We start from the raw sequence: 24,021 nt of genomic DNA on the forward strand, positions 1-24,021 counted from the left end.
GGGCTGCTGCCTCCAGTCAGACATTGAGTCGGAGACTCAATGAATGCATTCCCAGACAGAGCCTGGGAACGAGGAAAACCTTATCAAGCTAGGTTTTTAGGACTTGTGTGTACACCGTAGCTTGTAAAGGGGGGAAGCCGGAAATCTAGTTCCCTCCCCTTTACAAGGGGAGGGTTAGGGTGGGGTAAAAACCAGATTCGTAAACTACTTCAGACTTGTGTGTACACCGTAGGCAAGCGAGGAGGGGGCTAAGATGTACCTCATGTGAGTAGAAAACGCTATATATAGCTTTTCTGAAAATGACTTTTATAAATTGCCAAATTTATTACACAATACTGAATATATACATTTGAATAATCAAACCAAAAGACCTATTGTGACAGTGACGTTTTCGCAGATATAGGACTCCTATTTGATTTTTGAACAAGACTCAGTACGGATCTATCCCTTCTTTCCTGTTCCCTATTCCCTGTTCCCTGCCCACGCAAGTAAATTCAGGAATCAAACCGGATTCCTATATTAATTTTTTAATCGTGTTAGTCATGCAAAATAATAAAATAGTATAAGTAATAGCATGGAAAAAAGTGTTATTAATGCCAGTCTTTCTACTCAGAACCTAACCTTTCGTCCAGGTGATACTCCTGTCTCATTTGAGGTAACTGTCAATAATGACAGCGATCGCTTTGTCAATTTTCAGATAGAAATTGCCGCAGCCGGAGAAACCCGGAACACAGGATATCTCTGGTATAGACTCGAACCAGAGGTAGCAGCAGCGAAGCCACCAGGCAGTAGTACCATATTCCAAGTTTTCGTATTCAATACACCCATTGCGGGATTTGTCGGTACTGTCAACCTGATGGTAAAGATTTTTTCACCGCAATTAGCACAACAGTGCAGACTTGTGCTGCGCCTGAAAATCGAGCGAGACAACAGACCAACACATTTAAGTGTAGAATTGCCTGTGCGACAGTTCCAAGTTTATCCCCGCAATTCTGTAGATATACCAGTACGGGTGCGGAACTTGGGGCAACAACCGACTGATGTGATGCTACGTTTTACAGGCGTTGATCCATCTTGGCTCGCTGGCAGTGCAGAACGCCGATTATCTTTAGATCCAGGTGGTTTAGCAGAAGCCACATTTCAATGCCAACCTCCATCTGTAGTGCAAGCGCCCAGTCAAAATTACCCTTTTACTATTGAAGCTGTTAGCAATAATGGTTATCCAACTAATGCTGAAGGCAACGTTGAAGTCTTACCTGTAGGTTTTATAGGCTTTACCACCACACAAAAACACCTCAGAATTCCTAGTAAATCGGCATGGTTGCCTGACTGGAAGTCTGATACAGCTTCCTTTGAATTACTATTTAAAAATACTAGTAACATCAACCAGCAAATTAATGTCCAGGTGCAGGGTAGAGACGGGCGAAAATGTAGTTTCAAAAAGCTTCCCGAAATTGCCAATCTCCATCTAGGAGAGACAAGTAAGGTCATTCTGGATGTGAAAACAAAACGCTCTTGGGTAGGAATCGGCAAAACTCTATTATTAGAGGCCAAATCTGAATTATCCGACCAACGTTTAGGGAGTACAGACCCCGCCACGCAGACATTGGAAGTGGAGACTCTGCCAATTATACCTTTATGGCTACAGCTGGCTGCGATCGCATTATTAGCCGCACTCCTAGCATTAATACTGCAACCAAGAGATGTAATGCATACACGTTCTGTAAACTCAGTACGTTTTAGTGGCATTGGTTTATCTGTCGTCAGTGGCTCAGATGATTGCACCTTAAGACTTTGGAGAATCGGTGCTGATCGCTTAGACCCCGATGACAGAGTAACATACGTTGGGCAGCCCGTTGCTTGTGATCAACGGCAACAGCCCAAGGGTTTGATGGCGATTACCGATGACGCTGTAGAGGTCTTACGCTTCATGCCGTTACAAAATGATCGTGCTGCTGTTGGTTTAGACAATGGTGTAATTGAACTAAGAGATGTCCCCTCAGGTGCAAAGATTAGCCAACTTCAAGACCTTAAAGATCCTAAAGCAAAAGGCGATCGCGTTTTTGATTTAGCTTTCACCTCAAACTCACTTAACTTATTCAGTGGTTATGGCAGTGGTAAAGTTAGATTGTGGTCAAGACCAGTGCCTAACAGCAATTTTCTGCCAGAACCGCAAGTTATCGATGTACAAAGTACATTGAAACTATCAGGCTTCCAAGTCCGGGCATTAAATCTCAGCCCAGACGCAAAAACTCTAGTAATTGCCGGAAACTTTAAGCGTTTCATCTTGTGGCAGTGGAATCCAACTCAATCTGATAAACGATTCCCAAGTTTATCAGTGCAAAATCTAGAAAAACTAGACCCACTAGTTGGGCGTGAAGACTATATTTGGGGATTGGCTTTTGTTCCTAACTCGGCAGAAAAAATCCTCGCAACCTCCGACTCTGCGGGATTCATTACGATTTGGAATTTAAATCAATGTAAAACTATCAAAAATCCGAATCCGCTCGAAAAAGTAAATGAACTCAATTGTTCGCCACTAGACCGCTGGCCAGCATCAAAAACATCTGTGCATACTCTGGCATTTAGTGATGATGGTAGTCTCTTAGTAAGTGGTGGCGATGATGGACGAGTTGTGGTTTGGTACTTAACTCCCAAACATCAGCTCGACAAAACAAAGGCAGCAAAAGGTAAAACAATTTACCAAAGCTCTAAAAAAATCAATAGTATCGACTTGAAAACTAATCAAGGAACCATGATTGTGAGTGGTGGTGAAGATTTTCAGGTGAAACTGCACCGCATTAAATAAGGGAGTCAATGACATGCAAGCTAAATTCAATCCACTGCAAGTTATTATCAACCCACCTGGAATTCAATTTGGGATGCCAGGAGATACTATTCAACTCTATGTTGTTGTGATCAATCAGGGAGATCAGAGTGCGGTTATTGACTTATATTTTGTTTTTGACGAAGTATTTCAAAATTTAACCGGTTGGTCTAGTTCTCCTAGAGAAAGTTTAGCATTAGCTCCCCAACAAAATAGCGACGAAGTAACATTTGAGTTTCAAATCGCCGCTAATGCTCTCCCAGGAACTTATGACTATACACTAGTCGTAGATTCCCCTCTACATTATCCTCAAGATACTCCCATAACCTTCCCAAACCAAATTAAGGTTCTACTAAAAGAACAGACTGCAATTCGGGTAAATGACCCGACATTTTCCATTAGACCTAACACCAACCCCAACAAGCCGCTAATATTCAATCCTAGTGAGCCTCTGCAAGTAGAGGTAATAGTTGATAATCGCTCTTATCTCGTAGACAGGTTCCGCTTGAATTGCCCAGATTTAGACGATGATTGGTTCACAATCAATTATCCGGCAACTGGATTTGAGGGGCCAGGGTTAGTGTCTGACGTGACTGCACTAGAACTCAACCCTGGTACTCAAGGTCAAATATTGTTGAAATTTCACCCACCTGGGGATACCCTGGCGGGAAGCTATTCTCCGACAATCCGCTTGTATTCGGAAAACTCTCCAGACTTAGTACTGCTGGATTTGGTGTACATCCAAATTCCTACAAATTATCGCCTAGATATAGAACTTAATACCATCTTGGCACAAGTTAGCCGTAGTCTTGGCAAATACGAATTATCACTATCAAACCAGGGCAATATTGTCCGCGAACTGATATTAAGGTTAGAAAGTCGAGATGAAGAAGAACTATATACTTACAAATTTGATCCTACTGAAGTAAGATTATTGCCTAATAGAAGTGCTGTGGCCAATTTGACGGTCAAACCCAGACCTTGGTGGCGACGACCGTGGTTTGGTGCAGGGCTAATTGTTAACTTTAAAGTTGATATCAAAGACCAACAAAATTTACCCTTACCTAACACATTGTCTCAGGGAACTTTGGTGTGGAAACCCCGTCCTTGGTGGCAATTTATTCTATTAGTTTTGGTAATTTTGGGGTTCTTAGGAGGGATAGGATTCATCATTTGGCGAATTTTAAACCCCGATCCTTTGAGATTAGAAAATTTTAGTGCCAATAACCCTCGAATTACTGAAGAGGAGGATGAAATAGCTTTGAAGTGGGACATTCACAATTATCAACAGTTGCAAAAGTTGGTTCTGACGGCCAAAGGTTCGCAACCTATTCAGCCTATTACCTATGACTTTAGCAATGGCATTCCTGAAACACTGGGTAAGGGAAGCGCTAATGAAATACCTCCTTGTCAGGTGCAAGAAAAACAAGAGCTAATTTGTAGCAATGTTAAAACTGGAGTGAAAACAAAAGGGAATTACACTTTTGAGTTACAAGCCTTTTATCGTAATGGTATACAATTATTTTCTCCAAATAACCAAGTAGCCAGCCAATCAACCCAAGTAGAAATAGCTGAGAAACAAATTGCTGAAGTTGTTAATTTTCAAGCAGATAAACCACAGTATACAAAAGGTCAAAATATTCTTTTAAGTTGGACAATTGTCCGTCCATTATTGCTAGCACAAGTTCAAATTGCTGGTAGTGCAGATGATGGTACATCATATGGTGAACCAATTGCTTATAAATTTAATCAAGGTAAGATTGCCGACCCTAAACTTCAAAAACTATGTACACAACAAAATCAACAACTGCGATGTACAAATATTCCTCTTCCAGCAACGAAAGCCGGAAACTTTGCGTTTGAAATCAAAGCTTTTGCTAACAATGGAAGTCAAAAAACTAGTTCTAAAAAGACTGAATCAAAAATTGCAATATTACCGAAACCATTTAAGATTGTCTTTTTCCGAATCAACGGTAGTGAGCAACCAAATCTGGTTCTCAACGAAGGAGCATCTGCTACTCTGAGTTGGAGAGTAGAGGGAGAAAATATTCAGGTTAAACTTCTGCCATACGGCAATGACGTTAAACCAGTTGACTCAATAAAGCTTCCAGTCAATCAAGCCTTCCCGCCTCAAATCGCACTGCAAGTTAATGACGTATCTGGTAAGCAGCAGGCTCAACAGAGAGGATTTGCAATCACAGTCATGAAAAAAGCAGTGCCTACTCCTATACCTAGCATTAACCCAATTCCGCGTACTTTTCCACCCAACAATAGCCCATTTAAGACTCCCTTCCCTCTGAGGTAACTTTTTGGGCGATGTGAAAAGCAGAGATATATGAAAGTTGAAGACTGTCTCCAAGATCATCTTCTATGCAACGCCTCAATCCCAAAAATAAAGACTCTTTATTTTCTGGATCTAATTTTATGTATGGCGAGTAAGTGTTCAAAAGTGTTAAATATTCATCAACAGTGTAGGTTATTTCTGATGTAACTTGTCCAGATATCAAGTCTTTGAATTGCCCCGAATCAATGGCCATATTTCCTAATTGTCTCAAGATATATTCTTGAGTTTCTTGGTCTTCATATCGGTCAAGAGATGGAGCATGTACTTGATAAACTTGCGATAAGCTTTGGTACACTTCGTAGCTGGGTTGAAGTTCCTTGTTCCACAATAAAATCAGGTAGCCATTCTCTTGTAGGGCATTTGCTGGTTTTGGATATCCAACTTCTGGTGATATCCAATGAAAAGAACTTGCTGCTAAGACGGCATCAAATTCAAGTGATTTTAGTTTCCACTCTTCAAAAGATGTATTCTCAATTTTTACATTGGAATACGGTTGACAATTCTGTTGAACTAACTTGAAAAATCTGGATTGGGTTCTAAGCAGATTATAGGACAACCCAATTGAGCGATGCCTACTGTTGCAGTTCCAGGGCCACATCCCACTTCCAGAATTTTTGAGTCAGTGGAGAGTTGAGCAATTTCCGCAACTTGGTGAATCAAATCTTCAGGATAACGTGGTCTTCCCTTGTTGTAAGCTTCTGCTGCCGGAGAATACCAATGTTTGCGCTGTTCGAGGTCTGTGCTAGAGTAGCTGATTATTGTTTGTTTTAGGTCTTTCATAATCTATTCAATTTGCTCGTGCAAAGGCGTACTAGCTCAATTCTTATTTTTCTGAAAAGCTCGACGTCTGCGCCCATTTTCAAATAGGGGTTTTCGCAACGGTACTACCTCAGCTTCACTACTCTCGCGTGCTACCCGAATCAGCAACCCAGCAGATATTAAGCTGGCAATCATGGAATTACCACCATAACTAAACATGGGTAAAGGTAAGCCAGTAGTCGGTAGAGAACCTGTAGCAACACCGATGTGGAGCAATGATTGTCCTACCATCAAAATCGTCACGCCGATCGCTACCAATCGATGTACTGTATTTTTAGCCTTCAGCGCCACGATTAATCCGAAAGTAGCGAATGTAGCTAAAAGTGCCAACAACACCATACTGCCAACAAAGCCAAACTCTTCAGCGAACACGGCAAAAATAAAATCGGTGTCCTGAATTGGTAAATAAAACAGCTTTTGTTGAGAAAGCCCATATCCAGAACCCCAAGTTCTACCAGAACCCACGGCTAGTAGACTTTGCACTAACTGATAGCCATCTCCTGTAGCGTCCGCCCAAGGATTGAGGAATGACATCACCCGCTTACGCTGATACTCTTTAATACTAATACTGAGTATTGCCAATATCACTCCACCAATTGCTGTTCCTCCCAGGTACTTGTAAGGTAAGCCAGCTGCTAGAGCAATTAGCCAAATCGTCATGCCGCAAAGTGCTGTTGTACTCAAGTTAGGCTGGGCAAGAATTCCTAAAAGTACCAGACCGAAAATACCCAACCAAGCCAAGCGAACCCGCCAACTGATTCGTTCCCACTGACCAAAAAGCCGCGCACTTTGCAGCACCAAAAAGGGTTTAATTAATTCTGAAGGTTGAATCGGAATTGGCCCGATCGCAATCCAACGCGCTGCGTCAAAAGCCTTTTTTCCGAATCCTGGAATCAGTGTGACAAAAATTAATGCCAAAAACAGCAACAAAAACCAATGGGATAGTCCCAAAATTTTCTGCAACGGGAAATTAACAATAATATTAAATCCGATTAAGGAAACTAAGACCCAAAGCAGTTGACGCTTAAAGTAGTACAACCCATCATTTTGACGGGCGTCAGCGACGGGATAGGATGCTGAGAATAGCATGATCAAGCCGACGAACAGCCAAATCAACGTTAACCAGCGCAACAACCGCGCTTCTAATGCCCAGTTGGAGACAGAAATATCAAAAATTGGAATCAGGCGGCGTAGATTCACGAGCAGTACTAGGTAAAAAGTTAGGAATTAGGAGTTAGAAATAAAACTCATAAATCATAAATCATAACTTATAAGTAGGCTTTACAACCATAAATCTTAGAGTTGTCAACTTCAATACACCGCTCGATCAATATTTCTGACAAATTGCGATCGCTACTCAGGGGAAAGCGAGTATTTTTTTATACCAATTTAACAATATTATAAATGACTTACTATTGGGAATTTCTTAATGGGATAGTTAAGAGCGATCGCTAGAAAATGGACTTCAAGTATTCCTAAACTAAGCTGGATTTTGAGGAGATTTATTTAATTAAACTTAATGATTTGACGCAATTAACTGCTTGTCTGTCCATAGATAGGGGAATTTCAATCCAGAACTCAGTTCCTTGTCCAAGTTCTGATACACATCTCAATGTTCCCCCATGTTTTTCAACTACAATCTGATAGCTAATTGATAAACCCAATCCTGTACCTTTACCTATAGGCTTAGTTGTGAAAAATGGATTAAACAGTCGTTCCTTAACTGCTTCTGTCATTCCTGAACCATTATCAGCAATTCGGATCACACAGTTCGTTTCGATGACTTCCGTAGTAATTGTAATTTTATTAGGACTAGCGTAAATTTCTGCGATCGCGCGTTTCTCGTTATAGTTGTCCAGCGCATCGATTGCATTACTGATAATATTCATGAATACTTGATTGAGTTGGCCAGCGTAGCAATCTACTAAAGGCAAATTTCCATAATTTTTAACTACTTTGATACCAGGATGATCAACACTATTTTTGAAACGACTCTGTAAAATTAGCAAAGTACTATCAATTCCCTGGTGAATATCAACTCTTTTCTTCTCCGCTTCATCAAGACGAGAGAAATTCCGCAGGGACAAGACAATTTCAGAGATCCGTTCGGCTCCTACTTGCATCGAATTTAGGATTTTGGGCAAATCATCTAGTAAAAAATCTAAATCAATTTCCTCAATGTATTCTTGAATTTCTAATACAGGATTGGCATAAAATTGCTGGTAAAGATGCACAAGCTTCAGCAAACACTCCGTATAATCTTTTGTATATTTCAAATTTCCGTAAATAAAGTTAACAGGGTTGTTAATTTCGTGAGCGACTCCCGCAACTAACTGTCCCAAACTGGACATTTTCTCAGCCTGAACTAATTGGGCTTGAGTTTGCTGTAGCTCCCGGAGGGATTTTTGCAATTTTTTAGTCTGAGCCTCAGCAATTTGCGCTAAATTCTCCTTGATTTGCAGCGCACTCCGTAGTTGTGCCCTTTGCTGTTTCAGTTCACTTGTTAACTTTTTGGCATCAGCCAAATTGGTGTTCTGAGGTTGCAGTAGAAACAGAAAATCAACAATTGGGTCGTGAATCGCAAAGTCTTTGAGTTTGATACCCAGAGGAGCCAGGCTAGTTGCATCTGTAATCCAGGGAGAACCTAAAAAAAATATCACCTCCGGCTCTGGTTGATACATCATCTGACCCTTGAGCTGCATTCCATTGTGGAGAAACTCTAATATGAACAGGGCACGAGACTGTTTACTAATAGCATCAAAATCGACCAAAATTTTTGGACGATTGATCTGGAAATGCTGCTCAATCAATTTACCAACCAATGGTTCAGGACTAATGCGCCCTAAGACATCACCAGCTTGTACAATTTCCCGATTACGGCTAAAGGCAAAGTGGAAGGGAAAAGCTTTCGCCAGCAACTCTGGCGAAAGCGTAAGGTGAGGAGGAGCCATGCTACTGCGCTGAATTTGGTTTATAAATCACTAAAAATTCATCATGTTCAGCACCCTCATCTCGACTCTGGGTTTGGGTAATATGAACTTCTGTATCAAACCTGGTTCCCAATCCCTTAACTAGTCCAATAACCATTGGCGTTAGCCCTTCTCTATCAGAGTGATAATGTAAGCTCAGAGAATTTTCTTCCATATCAGTACACTCAAATGATGGGGGCTGGAGTTTGGGAAAACTAACTCCTACACGAGCATGAAGATTATCGAGGTTTTCTAAAAACTCAGGCAGTGTATCTCCATTCATGTCCATCATTTCGCCATAGCCTTCTTGGGCTGTGTACTGAACCCAGAATTCTCCAAAAGCTTGCATAATTTCTCTGGGAGATAAACCGAGAATGACACTAGCAGCTTTTACCAACTTGTGGGTCATATCATCAGGATAGCCTTCCATACTGAGGAAAACATCTATATCCACCTCTGCTTTGTGCTTAATTTCTTTCCAAGTCTCTTCGCCAAAGCGACTGCACACCATGTCTTGAATCGCCTTGTTCACTAATCCGTACATAGAAGCCTCCTCTTGCTGCACCTAATTTTGCTTTGTGAATTTGCCCAAGACTCAACAACTAATTCCCTAAAAGGCTTATTTAAATGACAAAATTTTCTGTAGTCAAACCTGGAAATATTTTATTACAGCTTTAAAAACCCAAAAAGTAGAGAAAACTATTCATATTTTAATGCTACAAGTCATAAATAATACAACCGTATTTTCACTTATCCCTTTTAGCCACTACTTTGTCAACCTAGTAATGAAGAGTTTGTAGTAAGGACTTGGGAGAGATAATAGATAATGTTAGGAGAACTCTTAGCAGAATCATCAGTGTGCGATCGCATTTTCTGAGCTTGGCGATCGACTCTTTGATAAGCTTGCTGATAAAATTGCTACAAAGCGACAGTACCGACTACTGTTTTAACTGAGCTTTTAAGTCTCAGTATATTTTCAAAAACAAAATATGAGTCCTATAGATTTTTTGTAGGATCAATTCTCAATAAAAAAGAGGTCTTTTTCGACCTCTTACCAATTCCCTAAAATAATCTTCTATTTACAGAATTACGACAAGCCAGCATTAGTGCCTTGCTTACCAGTTACCAGTTGCACCTTGATGATTTTGCCGCCTGCTTTTTGAATACGTTGCTGTTCGCGGAACCAGTTCTCATAGGGAACTAGCTTAGTGAAGTAAGTATTTTGCAGTTCGCGTTGGGTACGAATTCGGGTTTGGCTAGGAACTAGAGCAGTAATTTTAAACAAACGGGCCATGTTTTGAAATTCTCCTGTATACTTTGTGAAAACTTTTTTTATCTCAAAATCTTGAGTGCAAATCTTTTAATCATTCAAAGGCTGGAAATCAAACATCAATACTAGACCACCAACACTCATCACTGATAATTTACCAAGATAAGCAATATAACGTTCTAGCACTCACGGTTGATTTCCAGACCTTAATAAAGCCGCACCTAAATTCTTAAGCGCAAACTAGCTCTTAGCTTAAGCCAGAAGAGATATAGTCTAAGTAAACACCGACTTCCTTACCAGCATCAGAACCTACCAAGCTGGCGGCTACTTCCTTGATTGCTTGGATAGCTTGCACGGTAGCACCGACGGGAACGCCTAAAGAGTTGTAGGTTTCCTTCAAGCCATTTAGCACACGCTCATCAAGGATGGAAGGATCTCCAGCCAACAAAGCGTAGGTAGCGTAGCGGAGGTAGTAGTCTAAATCACGGATGCAAGCAGCATAGCGGCGGGTGGTATACATGTTGCCGCCCGGACGGGTGATGTCAGAGTACAGCAAAGATTTTGCTACAGCTTCTTTGACAATCGCAGCAGCGTTAGCGCTGATGGTGCTAGCAGCACGTACCCGCAGTTCGCCTGTGGAGAAGTAAACTTTTAGCTTTTCTAAAGCAGAAGAGTCTAGGTATTTACCTTGAACGTCTGCGGAGTTAATGACAGCGGTAATTGCGTCTTGAGCCATGTTGTTAATTCCTTATTTCCAACCGTATTGCAGTACTTCTGTTTCAGTAGGTAAACAGCTTTACCCTATCCTAGAAGAGCGCCAACTAGGTAGTCGAAGTAGCTACCAGCTTCACTAGCGTCATCACCAGATAGCAGGCTAGCAGAGACATTCTTCAGCCCACGGATACCTTCAGCAACACCATCGATAGGAGTTCCTAAGGACTTGTACAGTTCACGGGCACCGATAACACCAATTTCTTCGATGGGGGTAACATCACCAGCAACGATACCGTAGGTAACGAGGCGGAGATAGTAATCTAGGTCACGCAGACAAGTAGCTGTCAATTCTTGACCGTAAGCGTTCCCACCAGGAGACACAACATCAGGACGCTTTTGGAACAGTTGATCGCCAGCTTGCTTAACTAGCCGTTCACGATTTTCTGACAAAATTTGAGCAATCCGCACACGGCGCTCACCACTTGCAACAAAGGATTTGATCCGATCTAACTCACCAGGGCTGAGATAGCGGGCTTCTGCATCAGCATTCACGATAGCTTTCGTGACAATACTCATTAATGGATTCCTCCAATACGAATGAAACCAGGATTTGATTAAACTGGTGCGACTTTTTAATTTGGTTTACTGAGTTTGTTTTCTCGTCGTTTTAGACACAACAGTTTCATAACTGCTACGGCTAATAAATTACGAGTTTGCTTGAGTCAACATAAGTACACAAGCTTTTAAACTCAATTACCTTCCGCAAAACATTTTCCGGCATTCTGTTGAGCATTTATGACTGCTCTTAACACTTTGTAATATTGCTTTTCAGAATTTGCTCTTTTGGCTGCAATCTGAGAGCAGTATTACGAAAGGTTACGAAGGAGACAGGGGACAGGGGACAGCAAATAATCTGTACCCCATTCCCTACTCCCTACTCTCTAATCAACTGCTACACTGCCGAGGTAGTTACCTGCCATCAGTGATGGGAAGCGGTTGTAAGGCACAACATCTTCACCGAAGTAGCGGCTATATTCTGGGCTTTCGACTATTGCTTCTACAGCAGCTGACAAACCGCGATCGGCTAGCAGCTTGTTATACTGGCGAATTTCTTCCTGAGTTGCGGGTGTACGCCCCAACAGGTGACGGAAGAGGAACTCAATCACCTTGGCATGAGGATAAGGTGTATAGAAGCGCTGGCGATAGATTTCGGAACTGGCTAGTTCAAGCACAAACTTCCGAACAGAAATTTCACCATTCTGGAGTTTGCCCTCTAGGTCAGTACGGTGGAAATTATCAGGCACTTCACCGCTAAATACATCCAACACTTGCCGATAAATGGCGTTGATTGCCTGTTGTCTGTCGGCTTGGTTGGTGCTTTCCGTTAGACGGTAAATGCGTGCATGTTTACGCACACCTATTTCCACAGATTGTCCGCTACCATCGTTGTAGGAACGACCCAGTTCAGCAAATGAGGGCTTACCGTTTGTTTGGGCTGCTATATCTGCGATCGCCTGTGTCAACAGCGGTGTATCGTTACTAGCTCCGACGCGGGCTTGCACTGGCTTAAAGCTAGGCACAACTACGTCATCGTTTTGCTTGGTAAGCTGGTTGTACAGCTTCTCAGTATTCGGGAAGTTTGCCGCCGGGAGGGTCGGGAAGCGACGGTAAGGAACCGTATCTTCACCAAATACCTGGTTGTATTCCACACTATCTACCAAAGCACCAATAAAGGCACGAATACCCTGAGTAGCCAAAATCTGGTTATACTTGCGGATTTCTGCTTGGTCTAGTGGCGCACGTCCCAAGAAGTGTTTAGTTCCCAACTCAATTACTTTGGTGTTGGGGTAAGGTGTGTAGAACTCTTTCAGGTAGAGGTTAGAGTAACCCAAACCTTCAATAAATTCCTTCACACTAATTTCGCCATTCCCCAGCTTGCTTTCCCATTTTGTAAATTCGTTTTTAGCGATGTAGGGTGCAATATCCCGCTCAAATATCTGACGATAGGCAGCGCTGATCAAAGTTTTGACTGCAACTTTGTCACTGGTATTCGCCACCAGTTTAAAGATTTTGGTCTGTTCGCGTTGCTTGCTGACGCCTTGGTTAATGCGGAACTGAATATCTGGTTCTGACCGCTTTTCTGTCACTGTACCCAGTGTCACAAAGCTCGGCGTTACTTCCTTCTGAACTTTCGCAGCAACATCATCACGAATGCTACCAACGCGCAATTGTCGCCCTGATACACCACCAGGAGTCAGATACCGTTCGTAAGGAATTGTATCTTCACCAAATGCTTCGTTGTATTCTACGCTGTTAATAATCGCATCAACTACCGCGTAAAAGCCCTGTTTAGCAGCAATGTCAAAGTACTTGTTGATTTCTTGACGACCATAAGTCGGGCGACCCAACAAGCGGCGGTGAATATACTCGATCGCTTTACAAACATAGAGCGATGACCAGTACAGATTACGGAATACATCCGACTTAGCCAAACCACGGATAAACTCCCGCACAGAGATGTCACCGTTTTCCAGCTTGATTTCCAATACCTTCGGGCGCTGACCTTCGTAGAGTTCTCGACCGAAAACTTGCAGGTAAGCAGCTCTAATCACTGCTTGCGTGGAGCTTTCGGAGTATCTGACGCTAGAACCTTTGGCAGCCTTTTTACCAATAGTACCAGGCAGTTGATCTAACTTGAACACCTTAGGCCCAAGAGTACCAGGAGCTTCACCCCGCGCCTTGGGATTGCTATTTTGGTTATTAATCCCTGCCCCTTGGTGAATCAGGATGCGCTTGGTATCCTTGCCAAAAGGAGCCGGACGGGTGCTGGGGTTGCGAGTTTCTTTCGGGAAAATCGCCCCAAACTGAATTTCCAAGGGGTCATTCCCAGAACCGTAAGGATGCTGATCTGGTAGAGGTTGCTCGTAAGCCGCAAATGTGGTAATGAACTGAGGTATCTTGCGGAAAGGCGCACTGTAGTTAAACAGGTCTTGCTGCGGCCCCCAGTTGCGACATTCTTGTGCTTCTTGACCCAGACCCCGGAGATAGGGTACTGTTTCCTCGCCAAAATAGTCGCCGTATTCAGCAGAATCTACTAAGGCATCTACCAAGGCTGGTAGACCACCGTTAGAAATAATCGAGAAGTATTTTTGTACTTCTTCGCGGCTACTTGGCCCCCGTCCCAAAATGTGACGGAAAGCTAGTTCGATGACTCGGCTGTTAATAAAAGGCTGGTAAAACTGTTTTTGGTAAAGGGGAGATTTAGTTAGACGACGGACAAACTCTTTTACAGAGATGTCGCCATTCTTGACCTTGGATTCTAGGTCAGATATGGACAAGCTATAAGCACGGGTAATGTCGCGCTCAAAAATTTGCCGATATGCAGCTTTGATTACCTCATTTTTTTCGCTAGCTGATAACCCAGTCTTCATCACAAACTTGGGACGCCGTTCTGCCGCATTAAAGTAAATTTGGGGCAGTTGCAACCCTTGCTGGTCGCTAGAGGGGCGTTGGCGCAGTTTATTTGAAGGTGTGGCTGCTTTGAATTCTGTTAACAAAACATCCATGTACTGAGACACAATCTCTGTAGCCTCAGCATCGTTGCGGAAAAAAGAAAGTGACCCGGCTTTGATTTCCTGCAAAGCTACCAGCGTTGCTTCACCAGAGCAGGCATTTTCAATTATTTCCCGCAAACCCCGTGTATTCACGGCTATGATGTTGGGGTCGCCAGCAACGATCGCATAAGTAGCGTAGCGCAAGAACCAGGATAAATCCCGCAAGCTTTTGGCCATGTTGCTCGGGCCATAACGAGCAATGTTTATTGGTCTGAAACCTGCGGGTGTCGGGCCGCTGGGGGATGAGTTAAAGATTGAGCGTAAATTTTCTAGGAACCCACCACGACTTTCAACGTAAGTTACGGTTCCCAGTTGCATCCCTTGTTGAACATTAGCACCACCACCAGCAGTTACTAGTTCTGCTTCTCTAGGCTTTTCTAAAAAAGCCATTGGCGAACCACCGACAAAAATCCGGTTGGCAGCGCGAGATACGATAATCTCGGCATTTTCCGTCAGCGTCTGGGAAATTTCTAGACGCTTTGCACCAGATGCAAAATAGCTTGCCAGTTCATTTAGTTCACCATTTCCCAAAAAGCGGTCTTGCTGATCCGCTTGGGTAATTGTGGCTACAGTTAGGGTTTGATATAGTTGCGGACGCGCAACTGAGCTTCCACCACTCGCCTTAACACTCATCGGATTTGTAAAACTCCCATCATAAGCGTTTATGTGTTAAGTCTGGGTCGTTTTGAGGCTTGACATATCGGTGTGTCTATGCTCTGTGAGCTTGAAAGTACTGCCTGCAAAACTACCAGTAAATTAACCCAGTTAGCTTTTAGATTAGAACGTTTTGCGTTCTCAAGGCTGGTTTATTAAGAAGTGTGTAGAACCTCGATCTTGAATGTATCCAGTCTTAAGAATGGATACTCTTATTTGGCTGAGATAAAATATAAGTTTTGTAACTACTTATCGGTAGACAGTGGATACCCAACGATTATTACAACTTGTGCAAAATCTCTGTTGAAACCAAATTGCCTTTAGCAATGCCAGTGGACAGTAGTCATTGGTCGATGCTAAGTTGTTTTTGCTACTACTCACTTCATTTTCAGAAATAACGCCATCCTGGAAATAATTGTCAAATTGTGGTGGTTTTAGCTTTACCTCTTAGCATTGTTTAACGGTAAAATACTATGCACAAAAGTTCTAATTTTAACTATTTATTCAATGCTACCCTGTCTGCGATCGCAATTATTTTAGCTGTGACTCCGGCAAATGCGCTTCCAGAACAAAACATCGACACCGTTGTGAAGTGGGCAAAGACTAGACCTCAACTACCAACCCTGAGATACAACAGCGAAGCGCACGGCTACGAAGGTACAAAGGGAAAATTATACTTTTATGCTGATGTCACTTCTGAAAATGGGACAGTCACAAAAGAAGGAATAACTGTGAGTGGTGACTCAAGCCTCAAATTCACCACAAAAAATGCTAAAGCAGTGAAACTGTTACAAAATATTTATAATTCCAATATTGGCAATGACTTCCAGAAGTCTCGCTATGTCACCAAAGTTGGGCGTGACCAGTATTCTCGTGGGCAAAAGTTTGCTTACATCACTGCTGAGGTGCAGGGTGGGTCATCATTTCAGATAATTCCCTTGAATAAGTTGCAGGGATTTATAGATAATGCCAAATATTGTCAAACCAATCAATGCGACATTTAATTAACCCTGTTTTGAAATTTGACATTTTATGCTGAAGGGGCGACGTAAATTTCCTGGCTTGATTCCTGGTTTCGTAGTAGCTAGCAGTAGCAGCATACTTTTGAGTTTCAATACCCAAAAAATATTCGTAATGCTCGTTTTGGCGATCGCCTTTTTCTTGGCTAGTATTATTCCTGTAAGAATAGCTGTTGCACTCCATCAAGCCCCAATACCCCAGGCTATTTTAGTCTTGGGGAGTGCTTCCGAAAGAATGGAGTTTGCTGCCCGATTTTGGCGATCTCACACTAATGTAGATATTTGGGTTTCTGATTATGCTAGGAATCTTGATGTTAATCGCCGTATTTTCCAACAGTTTGACGTTCCGAATCAGCGGTTGCACTTAGATGGTAGAGCAACGGATACTGTGACTAATTTTACGACTTTGGTAGAAGATTTTGTCAGGCAGAAGTTACAGCATATTTATCTAATTACATCGGATTATCACATGAAGAGGGCAAGAGCGATCGCGGCGATCGTTCTCGGTAGTCACGGGGTTGCAGTTACAACTGTGGAGGTTCCTTCGCAAGGACACAAGTCAGAAACCTTGATACGGGTATTGCGAGATTGTGGGCGATCGCTTTTGTGGGTTGTGACTGGGAAGACGGGAGCGAGTTTAAACCCGCGTCTGTCACTGTCATGATTGCCTCCTGAACAACAGCCGGATCAAAAAGTCAGATCAAATAGAAGTTTTTCATATTCATCCAAAGCACGCTTAAATTTATATCTGGTTTCATACAGTTGACGCGCCTTTTCACCCATTATCTTAACTTTTACAGGTTCATTAGCTAATTTCAGTATCAAATCAGCTAGATGTTGTGGGTTATTAGGAGGGCTGTTAATACCGCAACCATAATTTGTTAATAATTGGTCAATGTAAGAATTGGGAGAGGAAATAGCAATAATTCCCCTTCCTGCCGCGAACATTCCGTAGAGTTTAGATGGAGCAACAAGACACTCAGCACCAGGAATCAGACTGACAATGGAAACATCACAAGCTGTCAGGGTTAGCAAGAGTAATTCTCTAGGCTGGTAAGGTAACAATAGGATATTTTTTAGTTGATGCGTTTGAATCGCTTCTTCTAATATTTTAGTTTTAGCTCCGTCACCAATAAAGACAAACTGAATAGGACAATCTTTCAGGATTTTTGCGGCTGCGGCAATAGTTTCAATGTCGTGTAATCTACCCAGATTTCCGGAATATAAAACTGTGAATGTTTCGTTGAGATTATGCTGTTTAGCAAATTCGTTATTTTGTTTTTCACAAATTGGTATATCTTCTATAGCCCAGTTTTCAATTACCTTAATTTTTTGTTTTAAATCAGGATATCTTTGCTCTAGAAAAACTTGCATTGAAGTGCTGAGAACAATCGTATTTTGGGAATATTTACAAGTAAGGTAAATTAGTTTACTAAAAAGAGAAAACAAAATATTATTTGGTTGCATGATGCCTGACATGACGGCAGATTCAGGAAATATATCTTGTAGCATAAAATAATATTCGCCTCCTTTTAGGAATTTGAAGCAAATGCCCAAAATGCCCGCATAAGGAGGATTGGAAGCAATAAGAAGGGGGGTTTGTTGGGACTGGCGAAATATTACGTAGATGAAAGCGCCTAAGAGAAAAAATATTGAGCTAGTAATTTTACTGAGGATGCTGGTGCCAGATTTGATGGGTGATAATGCGCGGTTGACATTTACTTGGCTTAAGAATTCTGGATTCCTATCTTTTGCTTTAGTCCCTGTGAATATGCTTACAGTGTAGCCATGTTGAGATAGTCCCTTTGTCAAATCAGTCATCAATTGAGAGGTTGCAGAGAGACTGGGGTGGAAATATTGAGTTATTATAGTGATTGTTGGCATGACTTTCTTCAGGACTAATTAAAGTATTAATAAGAATAGATGCTGCTCCCGATAATTTGATTAGATACTGTGATTTTCGCTAATTTATTTTGATTGTATAATTATACTTGGGATATTTTTCCATTTGGAGAATTGTTTGATATATTTCTACTGTATTTTGTGCTGCGATATTCCATGAAAATAATTGTCTTTGTCTAATTTTAGCATTTTGGAAAATTTTTTCTCTCAAGTTATTATTATCTATTAGTTGTTCTACTGCTGTATGAAAAGCATGAAAATCAGCAGGCTTAATTACTATGCCACAGTTATCAGTAAGTTGATATGATATGCCACCAACATCATAGGCAATTACAGGTAACTCACTCGCCATTGCTTCCAAAATAGTTAATGGCAGAGTATCTGCCATACTGGGAAAAAGAAGTATTGTAGATAAATGATATAGCGATTTTTGCTCGCTTAATGTTAAGTAGTCAGTAAAAATAACATCTACATCACTTGCAGACGGAATTTTCTGTTGCCATTGTAATGGCTCATCTGGAGTTAATAACTTGCCACCAATTACCACAGAAGCAGGCTGTGACAAACAAGATGCTACTTTTAAAACTGTCTCTAGTCCTTTGTTACCTGTATGGTTTCCGATGAACAGCAAAATAGGCTTTTCTTGAGAAATACCAAATTTTTCTAATACAGTAGAACAGTCTTCAGATGATGGAGGCGTTAAGAAAAAAGGATTAATACCGTTTGGAACTAAATAAATTTTATCTTGACTAACACCCTTTTCTATAAGCATTTCTTTTTCATTAGGATAACCAGACAAAACTGCATCTACAGAATTTAAAGCTCGAATAATGGGTTGGGTTATACCTTGTTTCCAAGCCCATCTTTGATAACCTTTCAAGCCATAATTCGGGTTCATAACCTCATAAAAACCATGAGTTGAAACTACCACCTTGATACCATTAGATGATGCTTGATGAGCTATTTTTTCAAAGGCTAGAGCCGGAAGTGGATTTTGTAGATGAATAATATCAGGATGAATAGCAAGTATGTTATCTAAGATAGTACTATCTAAAAATAATCCCCTGATTTTTTTCGGAAGTAGTTGACCGAAAATTCCAAAATTAGCTTTGGTAGAAAAGTTACGAACTTTCAATTCATCAATATAAAATTCTTCGTCATTTTCCCACATTCGCCACAGTTCTACATTAAATTTGGGAGCCATAAAGCGACTATGCCACTCAGCCGCAACTGCTGCGCCTCCTAATCGTTTCCCTGAAGTAGATAAATTTATAACGATTGCTTTTGGTTTACTCATTTTCTTAACTTATTAAAGATTTCGATTGCTCCATTTGCTGAAACCAACGAACATATTCCTCCAGCCCCAACGCTAGTTTGTGTTTGGGAATAAATTCAAGAGTTTGCAGGCGTTGAGTATCAGCTACTAGTGAAAAGGGGTCTCCGACTCTATGTTTGCCAGAGAACTGTAGCTCAGGTGATTGACCCCAGGCTTGGCATAGTAGAGTTGTAACATCGCGCACGCAAGTACCAATACCAGTGCCACCATTGACAATAAAGGGAGCGTAAGAAGCACTATTAGCTGCTCCTATTAAGATACGTACAGCATCTTCTACATAAAGCCAGTCACGAATTTCATAACCAGTACCATGAAGTTTAAGTATGGATGGTGACTGGCGCAAACGGCAGCATAACTCCCATAAGAGTTGTTTGTATAGACCAGGACCATATACGGAAAATAGTCGCACAATTGCTATCTGCAAGCCAAAGTTGTGGGCATATGATTGGCATAGTAATTCAGCAGCACGTTTATGAAACCCATAAGGAGAATAAGGCATAAAGTACCCATCCTCTGTAATTGCATCCATTTGAGCATTGCCATAAATAGCTGCACTAGAGCTGACTACTAATTTAGTCTCCGGTACATTGCCTCGAATCCACTCTAAAAGTGCTGCTGTGGTAGATACAGAACGGCGAAAATCTTCAGCAGGTACTTGTATCGACAAACCAACTGAACTACCTCCAGCTAAATGATAAATCATATCGGGTCGCCCAGATTTATCAAATAACTGCCGCAGGTTTGAGTCATCAATTTCCCCATTTATCCAGTAGGAAACACCAAAGTTAGTAGATATTTCAGGAGGCCATGCTCCATGACCAACTCCCAAAACTTTGTTTTCCTGTTTTGCTAGATGTTTTGATAAATTCCTACCAATAAAACCACGTGCTCCAGTTATCCAAACTATTGACATTAGACTTATTACTCAATTTGTTAAGAAGACAAAAATACATTTGGTTTATTTTTTTAACCGCAGTATTTTAAATATGCTTATTAATTCATAATAGTTTTAATTATTGTTTTTTTATAACAGGGCTTAAAATTTTTTTGGTAAATGAAAGCCATCTAGGATTTAACTTTAGTAAAAATTTTTGAATAATTTTATATTCTTCCGAACTTGTTTTTATGTTATTAGGAAAATCAATATTGGTTATATTATGTGGATAATCCAATTGATTTAAGTATTTACGTGAAGTCCAATTCCCATGTGTTGCAGTGCTGTCGAAACCGATATTTTTAACATAGCTAATTGGGGGAAAGACTGTATATCCATTATTCTGAAAAATGCTCCAATACCAACGTATAGCCCAAGAATCAATATCGCCAGACATTTGCATTTTAAGCATTTCAAAAAAATTATAGTTACTATCAAGATTGAAACGATGGCGCATATTTTTATCTTTTTTTAATAGTTCCCATCCAGTAGCTTGTGGATCAAAATAATTCCATGCTCTTTTCCATGTACCCCATCCCCATGAAGATATGAAAGGTAAAAATAGTGCATCAGTTCCATCTTTAAAGTCTGCAATTGGATACATATATCCAGTAACATGCATTAAAGAACTTTCATTTTTATACTTTTCCAAAGCTACATTCAAGAAGCCCAAAAACTGAGGTGCAACGACTAAATCATCTTCTACTACAATTACACGTTGGTATTTATCACACAAACTTGTAACACCAGAAATAATCGAGTTTGCTAAACCTCTATTCGTTGTAGATTCTATAATTTCAGCTTTAGTTCCTACTAGAGAGTAGACTACCTCACGAGCTTGCATTACTTTTTCTTTATCCTCTTCTTTTTTTGCCCCATCGCAAAAAACATAGAGAGGACTATCCACAAACTCAGGACACTGTATCAGGCTTTCCAGAGTTCGGCGAGTATGCTCTGGACGTTTATAGACAAAAAGTGCGATCGGTGAATAGTTCATTGAAGTAATTAAATTAATAGTGATATTTGTTTAATTTTGATTTAAAATCACATGAGAATACAAATTTTAATTATTTACTAATTTATCTAATTTTTTTAACCCAAAAATAGCAAAAAGCAAATACCAAAATGTATACGATCCGTATAAAGAGCCAGAAAACATAGTACCTATAGAATATTGAATATAAAGTAACCCTAACCAACTCCAAGAGCTATTTTTTGCCATAATTATACCTATTGCTTTGATTGCTGCATAAATATAAATTATCACAAATAAGGAGCCACCTAAAAGCCCAGTAGCAAGAAACGCTTCTAATATCAGGTTGTGTGGATATCCTAAATTGGGAATTTCTAAACCGTAACCAAATATTGGGTACTCTGTGATAAGTTCACTCGCTTTTTGATATAGTTCTGGTCGTTGAACAAATCTTGAATCATCAAAATCATCTCCATTCAAAAGAGATGAGAAACGTTCTAATAATCCACTACCAGAATCTATTGAAAATGAAAATGCGATATTTGCAAAAATAGCAACAATAACAATGATACCGGATATTTTAAATATATTAACCCCCTGGCGTTGCAAACTAACTAATAATAAACAAACACATACAATAATCGCTATAATTGGTCCCTTTGAAGCTGCAAAAAATAGCAAAATCAGACCTGTCACCAAAGAAAAAATATATAATATTTTAGTAATCCTATTTTTAGAAGATTCTCTGTTTAGTAATACGTACAGACTGATTAACAATAGTGAACCACCTTGATGGCCTAAAGAAATAGGGTTGAATGCCTCTCCACCAAGTCTACCTTGTTCAGTAAATGTTTTACTAACTTGTCCTTGTGCAATTAGAGGTAATGCTAGAATTGAAGCGAGCGTTAGAAACATCCAAGATAAATACAAATATTTTTTTGACGATTTTAAATCTAAAAATAGAAAAGTTATTCCTGGTATTAAGCAAATACCGAACCAGTTTAATAAGTATTCACTAGATTCTTTAACCAAGAGGTCATTATAACCTAGATCGTATATTATTCTAAAAGTGTAAAAAATAATAAATATAAAAACCAATAAAGATAATGATACTTTTTTTTGCTTATTTGTTTTTGTGTTATTGCTGGCATTAGTCTTCTTTTTGATAAATAAAAGTACTAATATACTTAGTGAAATTACAATTGCTCGATAAGGTATAGTTGTCAAACGTGAAGTTGAAGCATCTTTGATTGAGGAAGCAATTATTCCATAGCCAAAAAGAGCTATTGAAAATAATAATATTTTTACTTTCAAGTAAAATGACGAAACAGATATTTTCAAATTCATAAATTAGGGCTAATGTTTATTTGTGCATAAATATGCTTAAACAAAGTATGAGAGAAATTCTCTGCTAAATTATCTTCTACAAACTCATCTATCATTTTTAAATCAAAAAATATTGCTTGATGCTGCTCATCATTAATAAAATCTATAATACCATTAGCAATTGCTTGAGGCGATGTTGAATCTACAGTTATCCCAAGCCTATTATGACGTACTAACTGTCCCATTAAACCGTAATTAGATGATAATACAGGTTTTTGTGCAGCAGCAGCCAGCAATAATATCCCACTCATTCCAACATGTTTTTGGTAAGGAGCTAGTATCACATCTGCTAGCTGAAAATAGAGATGAACATTCTCTTCTGCTATAAATTCATCACGGATAATTATTTGTACAGGTAAGGATTGAGAAATCTTTTTTATTTGACTCTGTATTGATATTTTATCTGTTGATGATATAGAACCTACCAATAATAAACATAGCTTTTCACAAATATCAGAAGGTAAAAGTTGAATAGCATCTAGTAATTGATAGATGCCTTTACGATTTGTTAATGTACCAAACAAAAGAAATATCTTTTTGTCTGGATCGATTCTAATTTTTTGGCGTAATTGCTCTATTTTATACTGCTCAGACTTATATATTCTTACCGGATCTGCTAAATGAAAAACTTTAGCTTGAGAGTGAAGCTTTTCGATATGTTTAATTGCAAACGGATCTAAAGAGAATAAACATTGAAATTGGGGGTTATTTAAAACTCCAGATAAAAGCAATTTTTGTCGCCATTGTCGAAATATATCTTTCCGAGAAAATGTGTAGTTATCAAACTCTTTGTAATGGAATGTCGGTCTAAAATAAATGCCAGAAAACTTACAAGGAGACTTTTTCCCCAAAACTATAGGTAATTGAAGAGTATCCAAATACATTAATAAGCAGTGTTCTGCTTTTAGCTCCCTAGCATATTTACAGTATAGGTTCCATTCTCTAAAAATCCTTTTGACTAAAGAATGGTTGCTAATGAAATCAGAATATTCTTCTACAGTTATTGGGATAAATCTAATCTGCGAACTATTCCGATCTAGAGATATTTTTACAACATCAGAGTGTTCATCGATAAACTTTGGGGATACAACTATATCTAGATTAATTGGTAATTTTGCCTCACAGCAATAATTAATCAAATGACTGATGTAACTTGGATGATGTCCTCCTGTAGCCAGATCGAACAGCATAATTCGGTGATTGCTGTTTTCTAAAAGCTGACGTGTGATTGACTCTTCAGACGGAGGAAAAATACTCATA

General features: G+C 40.0%; 16 protein-coding genes and 2 pseudogenes. 4 read left to right on the forward strand and 14 right to left on the reverse strand.

The annotated features are described in order from the left end of the window. The first annotated feature begins 574 nt into the window (after positions 1–574). Both HWQ41_RS06595 and HWQ41_RS06600 read left to right on the forward strand, forming a co-directional pair. Entirely contained in the window at positions 575–2,809 is a 2,235-nt protein-coding gene (locus HWQ41_RS06595; RefSeq protein ID WP_292760843.1) for a hypothetical protein, read from the forward strand. A 13-nt stretch (positions 2,810–2,822) separates the two neighbouring features. Continuing rightward, the gene (locus HWQ41_RS06600) at positions 2,823–5,132 is read left to right on the forward strand and encodes a hypothetical protein (RefSeq protein ID WP_292760844.1); all 2,310 of its coding nucleotides are present in this window, start codon (positions 2,823–2,825) and stop codon (positions 5,130–5,132) included. On the opposite strand, the pseudogene HWQ41_RS06605 reads toward HWQ41_RS06600, so the two are convergent. The 8 genes and pseudogenes from HWQ41_RS06605 to HWQ41_RS06640 form a co-directional block, all read right to left on the reverse strand. Further along, positions 5,107–5,951: pseudogene (locus tag HWQ41_RS06605) on the reverse strand (class I SAM-dependent methyltransferase). The gene HWQ41_RS06600 and the pseudogene HWQ41_RS06605 overlap by 26 nt on opposite strands. 36 nt (positions 5,952–5,987) lie before the next feature. Then, positions 5,988–7,190, reverse strand: coding sequence for an FtsW/RodA/SpoVE family cell cycle protein (locus tag HWQ41_RS06610; protein WP_292760845.1), 1,203 nt, complete (start codon positions 7,188–7,190; stop codon positions 5,988–5,990). 302 nt (positions 7,191–7,492) lie between these two features. Further along, entirely contained in the window at positions 7,493–8,941 is a 1,449-nt protein-coding gene (locus HWQ41_RS06615) for an ATP-binding protein (protein ID WP_292760847.1), read from the reverse strand. Position 8,942: 1 nt separating this feature from the next. Continuing rightward, complete coding sequence (locus HWQ41_RS06620; protein WP_292760848.1) at positions 8,943–9,503, reverse strand: heme NO-binding domain-containing protein; 561 nt, start codon at positions 9,501–9,503, stop codon at positions 8,943–8,945. Between the two features lie 543 nt (positions 9,504–10,046). Next, positions 10,047–10,253 carry a phycobilisome linker polypeptide gene (locus HWQ41_RS06625; RefSeq protein ID WP_292760849.1) on the reverse strand — a complete coding sequence of 69 codons (207 nt, stop codon included), beginning with the start codon at positions 10,251–10,253 and terminating at the stop codon, positions 10,047–10,049. A 223-nt stretch (positions 10,254–10,476) separates the two neighbouring features. Next, complete coding sequence (apcB, locus tag HWQ41_RS06630; RefSeq protein ID WP_292760850.1) at positions 10,477–10,965, reverse strand: allophycocyanin subunit beta; 489 nt, start codon at positions 10,963–10,965, stop codon at positions 10,477–10,479. A 65-nt stretch (positions 10,966–11,030) separates the two neighbouring features. After that, positions 11,031–11,519, reverse strand: coding sequence for an allophycocyanin subunit alpha (apcA, locus tag HWQ41_RS06635; protein ID WP_292760851.1), 489 nt, complete (start codon positions 11,517–11,519; stop codon positions 11,031–11,033). Positions 11,520–11,896: 377 nt separating this feature from the next. After that, positions 11,897–15,190: pseudogene (locus HWQ41_RS06640) on the reverse strand (phycobilisome rod-core linker polypeptide); the annotation flags it as partial. 494 nt (positions 15,191–15,684) lie between these two features. Here HWQ41_RS06640 and HWQ41_RS06645 point away from each other — a divergent pair. Beyond that, positions 15,685–16,215 carry a hypothetical protein gene (locus tag HWQ41_RS06645; RefSeq protein ID WP_292760852.1) on the forward strand — a complete coding sequence of 177 codons (531 nt, stop codon included), beginning with the start codon at positions 15,685–15,687 and terminating at the stop codon, positions 16,213–16,215. A 28-nt stretch (positions 16,216–16,243) separates the two neighbouring features. Beyond that, the gene (locus HWQ41_RS06650) at positions 16,244–16,894 is read left to right on the forward strand and encodes a YdcF family protein (RefSeq protein ID WP_292760854.1); all 651 of its coding nucleotides are present in this window, start codon (positions 16,244–16,246) and stop codon (positions 16,892–16,894) included. 23 nt (positions 16,895–16,917) lie between these two features. Here HWQ41_RS06650 and HWQ41_RS06655 read toward each other — a convergent pair whose 3' ends face one another. The 6 genes from HWQ41_RS06655 to HWQ41_RS06680 form a co-directional block, all read right to left on the reverse strand. Next, positions 16,918–17,742, reverse strand: a complete 825-nt coding sequence (locus tag HWQ41_RS06655; protein ID WP_292760855.1) for a glycosyltransferase family 4 protein — start codon at positions 17,740–17,742, stop codon at positions 16,918–16,920. A gap of 451 nt (positions 17,743–18,193) precedes the next feature. Beyond that, the gene (locus HWQ41_RS06660) at positions 18,194–19,429 is read right to left on the reverse strand and encodes a glycosyltransferase family 4 protein (RefSeq protein WP_292760856.1); all 1,236 of its coding nucleotides are present in this window, start codon (positions 19,427–19,429) and stop codon (positions 18,194–18,196) included. 4 nt (positions 19,430–19,433) lie between these two features. Next, positions 19,434–20,381, reverse strand: a complete 948-nt coding sequence (locus HWQ41_RS06665) for an NAD(P)-dependent oxidoreductase (RefSeq protein ID WP_292760858.1) — start codon at positions 20,379–20,381, stop codon at positions 19,434–19,436. Between the two features lie 100 nt (positions 20,382–20,481). Continuing rightward, positions 20,482–21,399, reverse strand: coding sequence for a hypothetical protein (locus HWQ41_RS06670; protein WP_292760860.1), 918 nt, complete (start codon positions 21,397–21,399; stop codon positions 20,482–20,484). Positions 21,400–21,465: 66 nt separating this feature from the next. Then, positions 21,466–22,722: an O-antigen ligase gene (locus HWQ41_RS06675; RefSeq protein WP_292760861.1), complete on the reverse strand. Its 1,257-nt coding sequence runs from the start codon at positions 22,720–22,722 to the stop codon at positions 21,466–21,468. Next, positions 22,719–24,020 carry a glycosyltransferase gene (locus HWQ41_RS06680; protein WP_292760862.1) on the reverse strand — a complete coding sequence of 434 codons (1,302 nt, stop codon included), beginning with the start codon at positions 24,018–24,020 and terminating at the stop codon, positions 22,719–22,721. Before HWQ41_RS06680 ends, HWQ41_RS06675 begins: the two co-directional genes overlap by 4 nt. Between the last annotated feature and the right edge of the window lies 1 nt (position 24,021).

It is taken from the genome of Nostoc sp. NOS(2021) (assembly GCF_017115025.1).
Lineage (GTDB): Bacteria > Cyanobacteriota > Cyanobacteriia > Cyanobacteriales > Nostocaceae > Nostoc.

Excerpts from the sequence above, each read along its gene's own strand:
- HWQ41_RS06665 (WP_292760858.1), bottom strand. The coding sequence starts at position 20,381 with ATGTCAATAGTTTGGATAACTGGAGCACGTGGTTTTATTGGTAGGAAT.
- HWQ41_RS06655 (WP_292760855.1), bottom strand. The coding sequence starts at position 17,742 with ATGCTACAAGATATATTTCCTGAATCTGCCGTCATGTCAGGCATCATG.
- HWQ41_RS06670 (WP_292760860.1), bottom strand. The coding sequence starts at position 21,399 with ATGAACTATTCACCGATCGCACTTTTTGTCTATAAACGTCCAGAGCAT.
- HWQ41_RS06645 (WP_292760852.1), top strand. The coding sequence starts at position 15,685 with ATGCACAAAAGTTCTAATTTTAACTATTTATTCAATGCTACCCTGTCT.
- HWQ41_RS06600 (WP_292760844.1), top strand. The coding sequence starts at position 2,823 with ATGCAAGCTAAATTCAATCCACTGCAAGTTATTATCAACCCACCTGGA.
- HWQ41_RS06680 (WP_292760862.1), bottom strand. The coding sequence starts at position 24,020 with ATGAGTATTTTTCCTCCGTCTGAAGAGTCAATCACACGTCAGCTTTTA.
- apcB (WP_292760850.1), bottom strand. The coding sequence starts at position 10,965 with ATGGCTCAAGACGCAATTACCGCTGTCATTAACTCCGCAGACGTTCAA.
- HWQ41_RS06650 (WP_292760854.1), top strand. The coding sequence starts at position 16,244 with ATGCTGAAGGGGCGACGTAAATTTCCTGGCTTGATTCCTGGTTTCGTA.
- apcA (WP_292760851.1), bottom strand. The coding sequence starts at position 11,519 with ATGAGTATTGTCACGAAAGCTATCGTGAATGCTGATGCAGAAGCCCGC.
- HWQ41_RS06615 (WP_292760847.1), bottom strand. The coding sequence starts at position 8,941 with ATGGCTCCTCCTCACCTTACGCTTTCGCCAGAGTTGCTGGCGAAAGCT.
- HWQ41_RS06625 (WP_292760849.1), bottom strand. The coding sequence starts at position 10,253 with ATGGCCCGTTTGTTTAAAATTACTGCTCTAGTTCCTAGCCAAACCCGA.
- HWQ41_RS06660 (WP_292760856.1), bottom strand. The coding sequence starts at position 19,429 with ATGAGTAAACCAAAAGCAATCGTTATAAATTTATCTACTTCAGGGAAA.
- HWQ41_RS06675 (WP_292760861.1), bottom strand. The coding sequence starts at position 22,722 with ATGAATTTGAAAATATCTGTTTCGTCATTTTACTTGAAAGTAAAAATA.
- HWQ41_RS06595 (WP_292760843.1), top strand. The coding sequence starts at position 575 with ATGGAAAAAAGTGTTATTAATGCCAGTCTTTCTACTCAGAACCTAACC.
- HWQ41_RS06620 (WP_292760848.1), bottom strand. The coding sequence starts at position 9,503 with ATGTACGGATTAGTGAACAAGGCGATTCAAGACATGGTGTGCAGTCGC.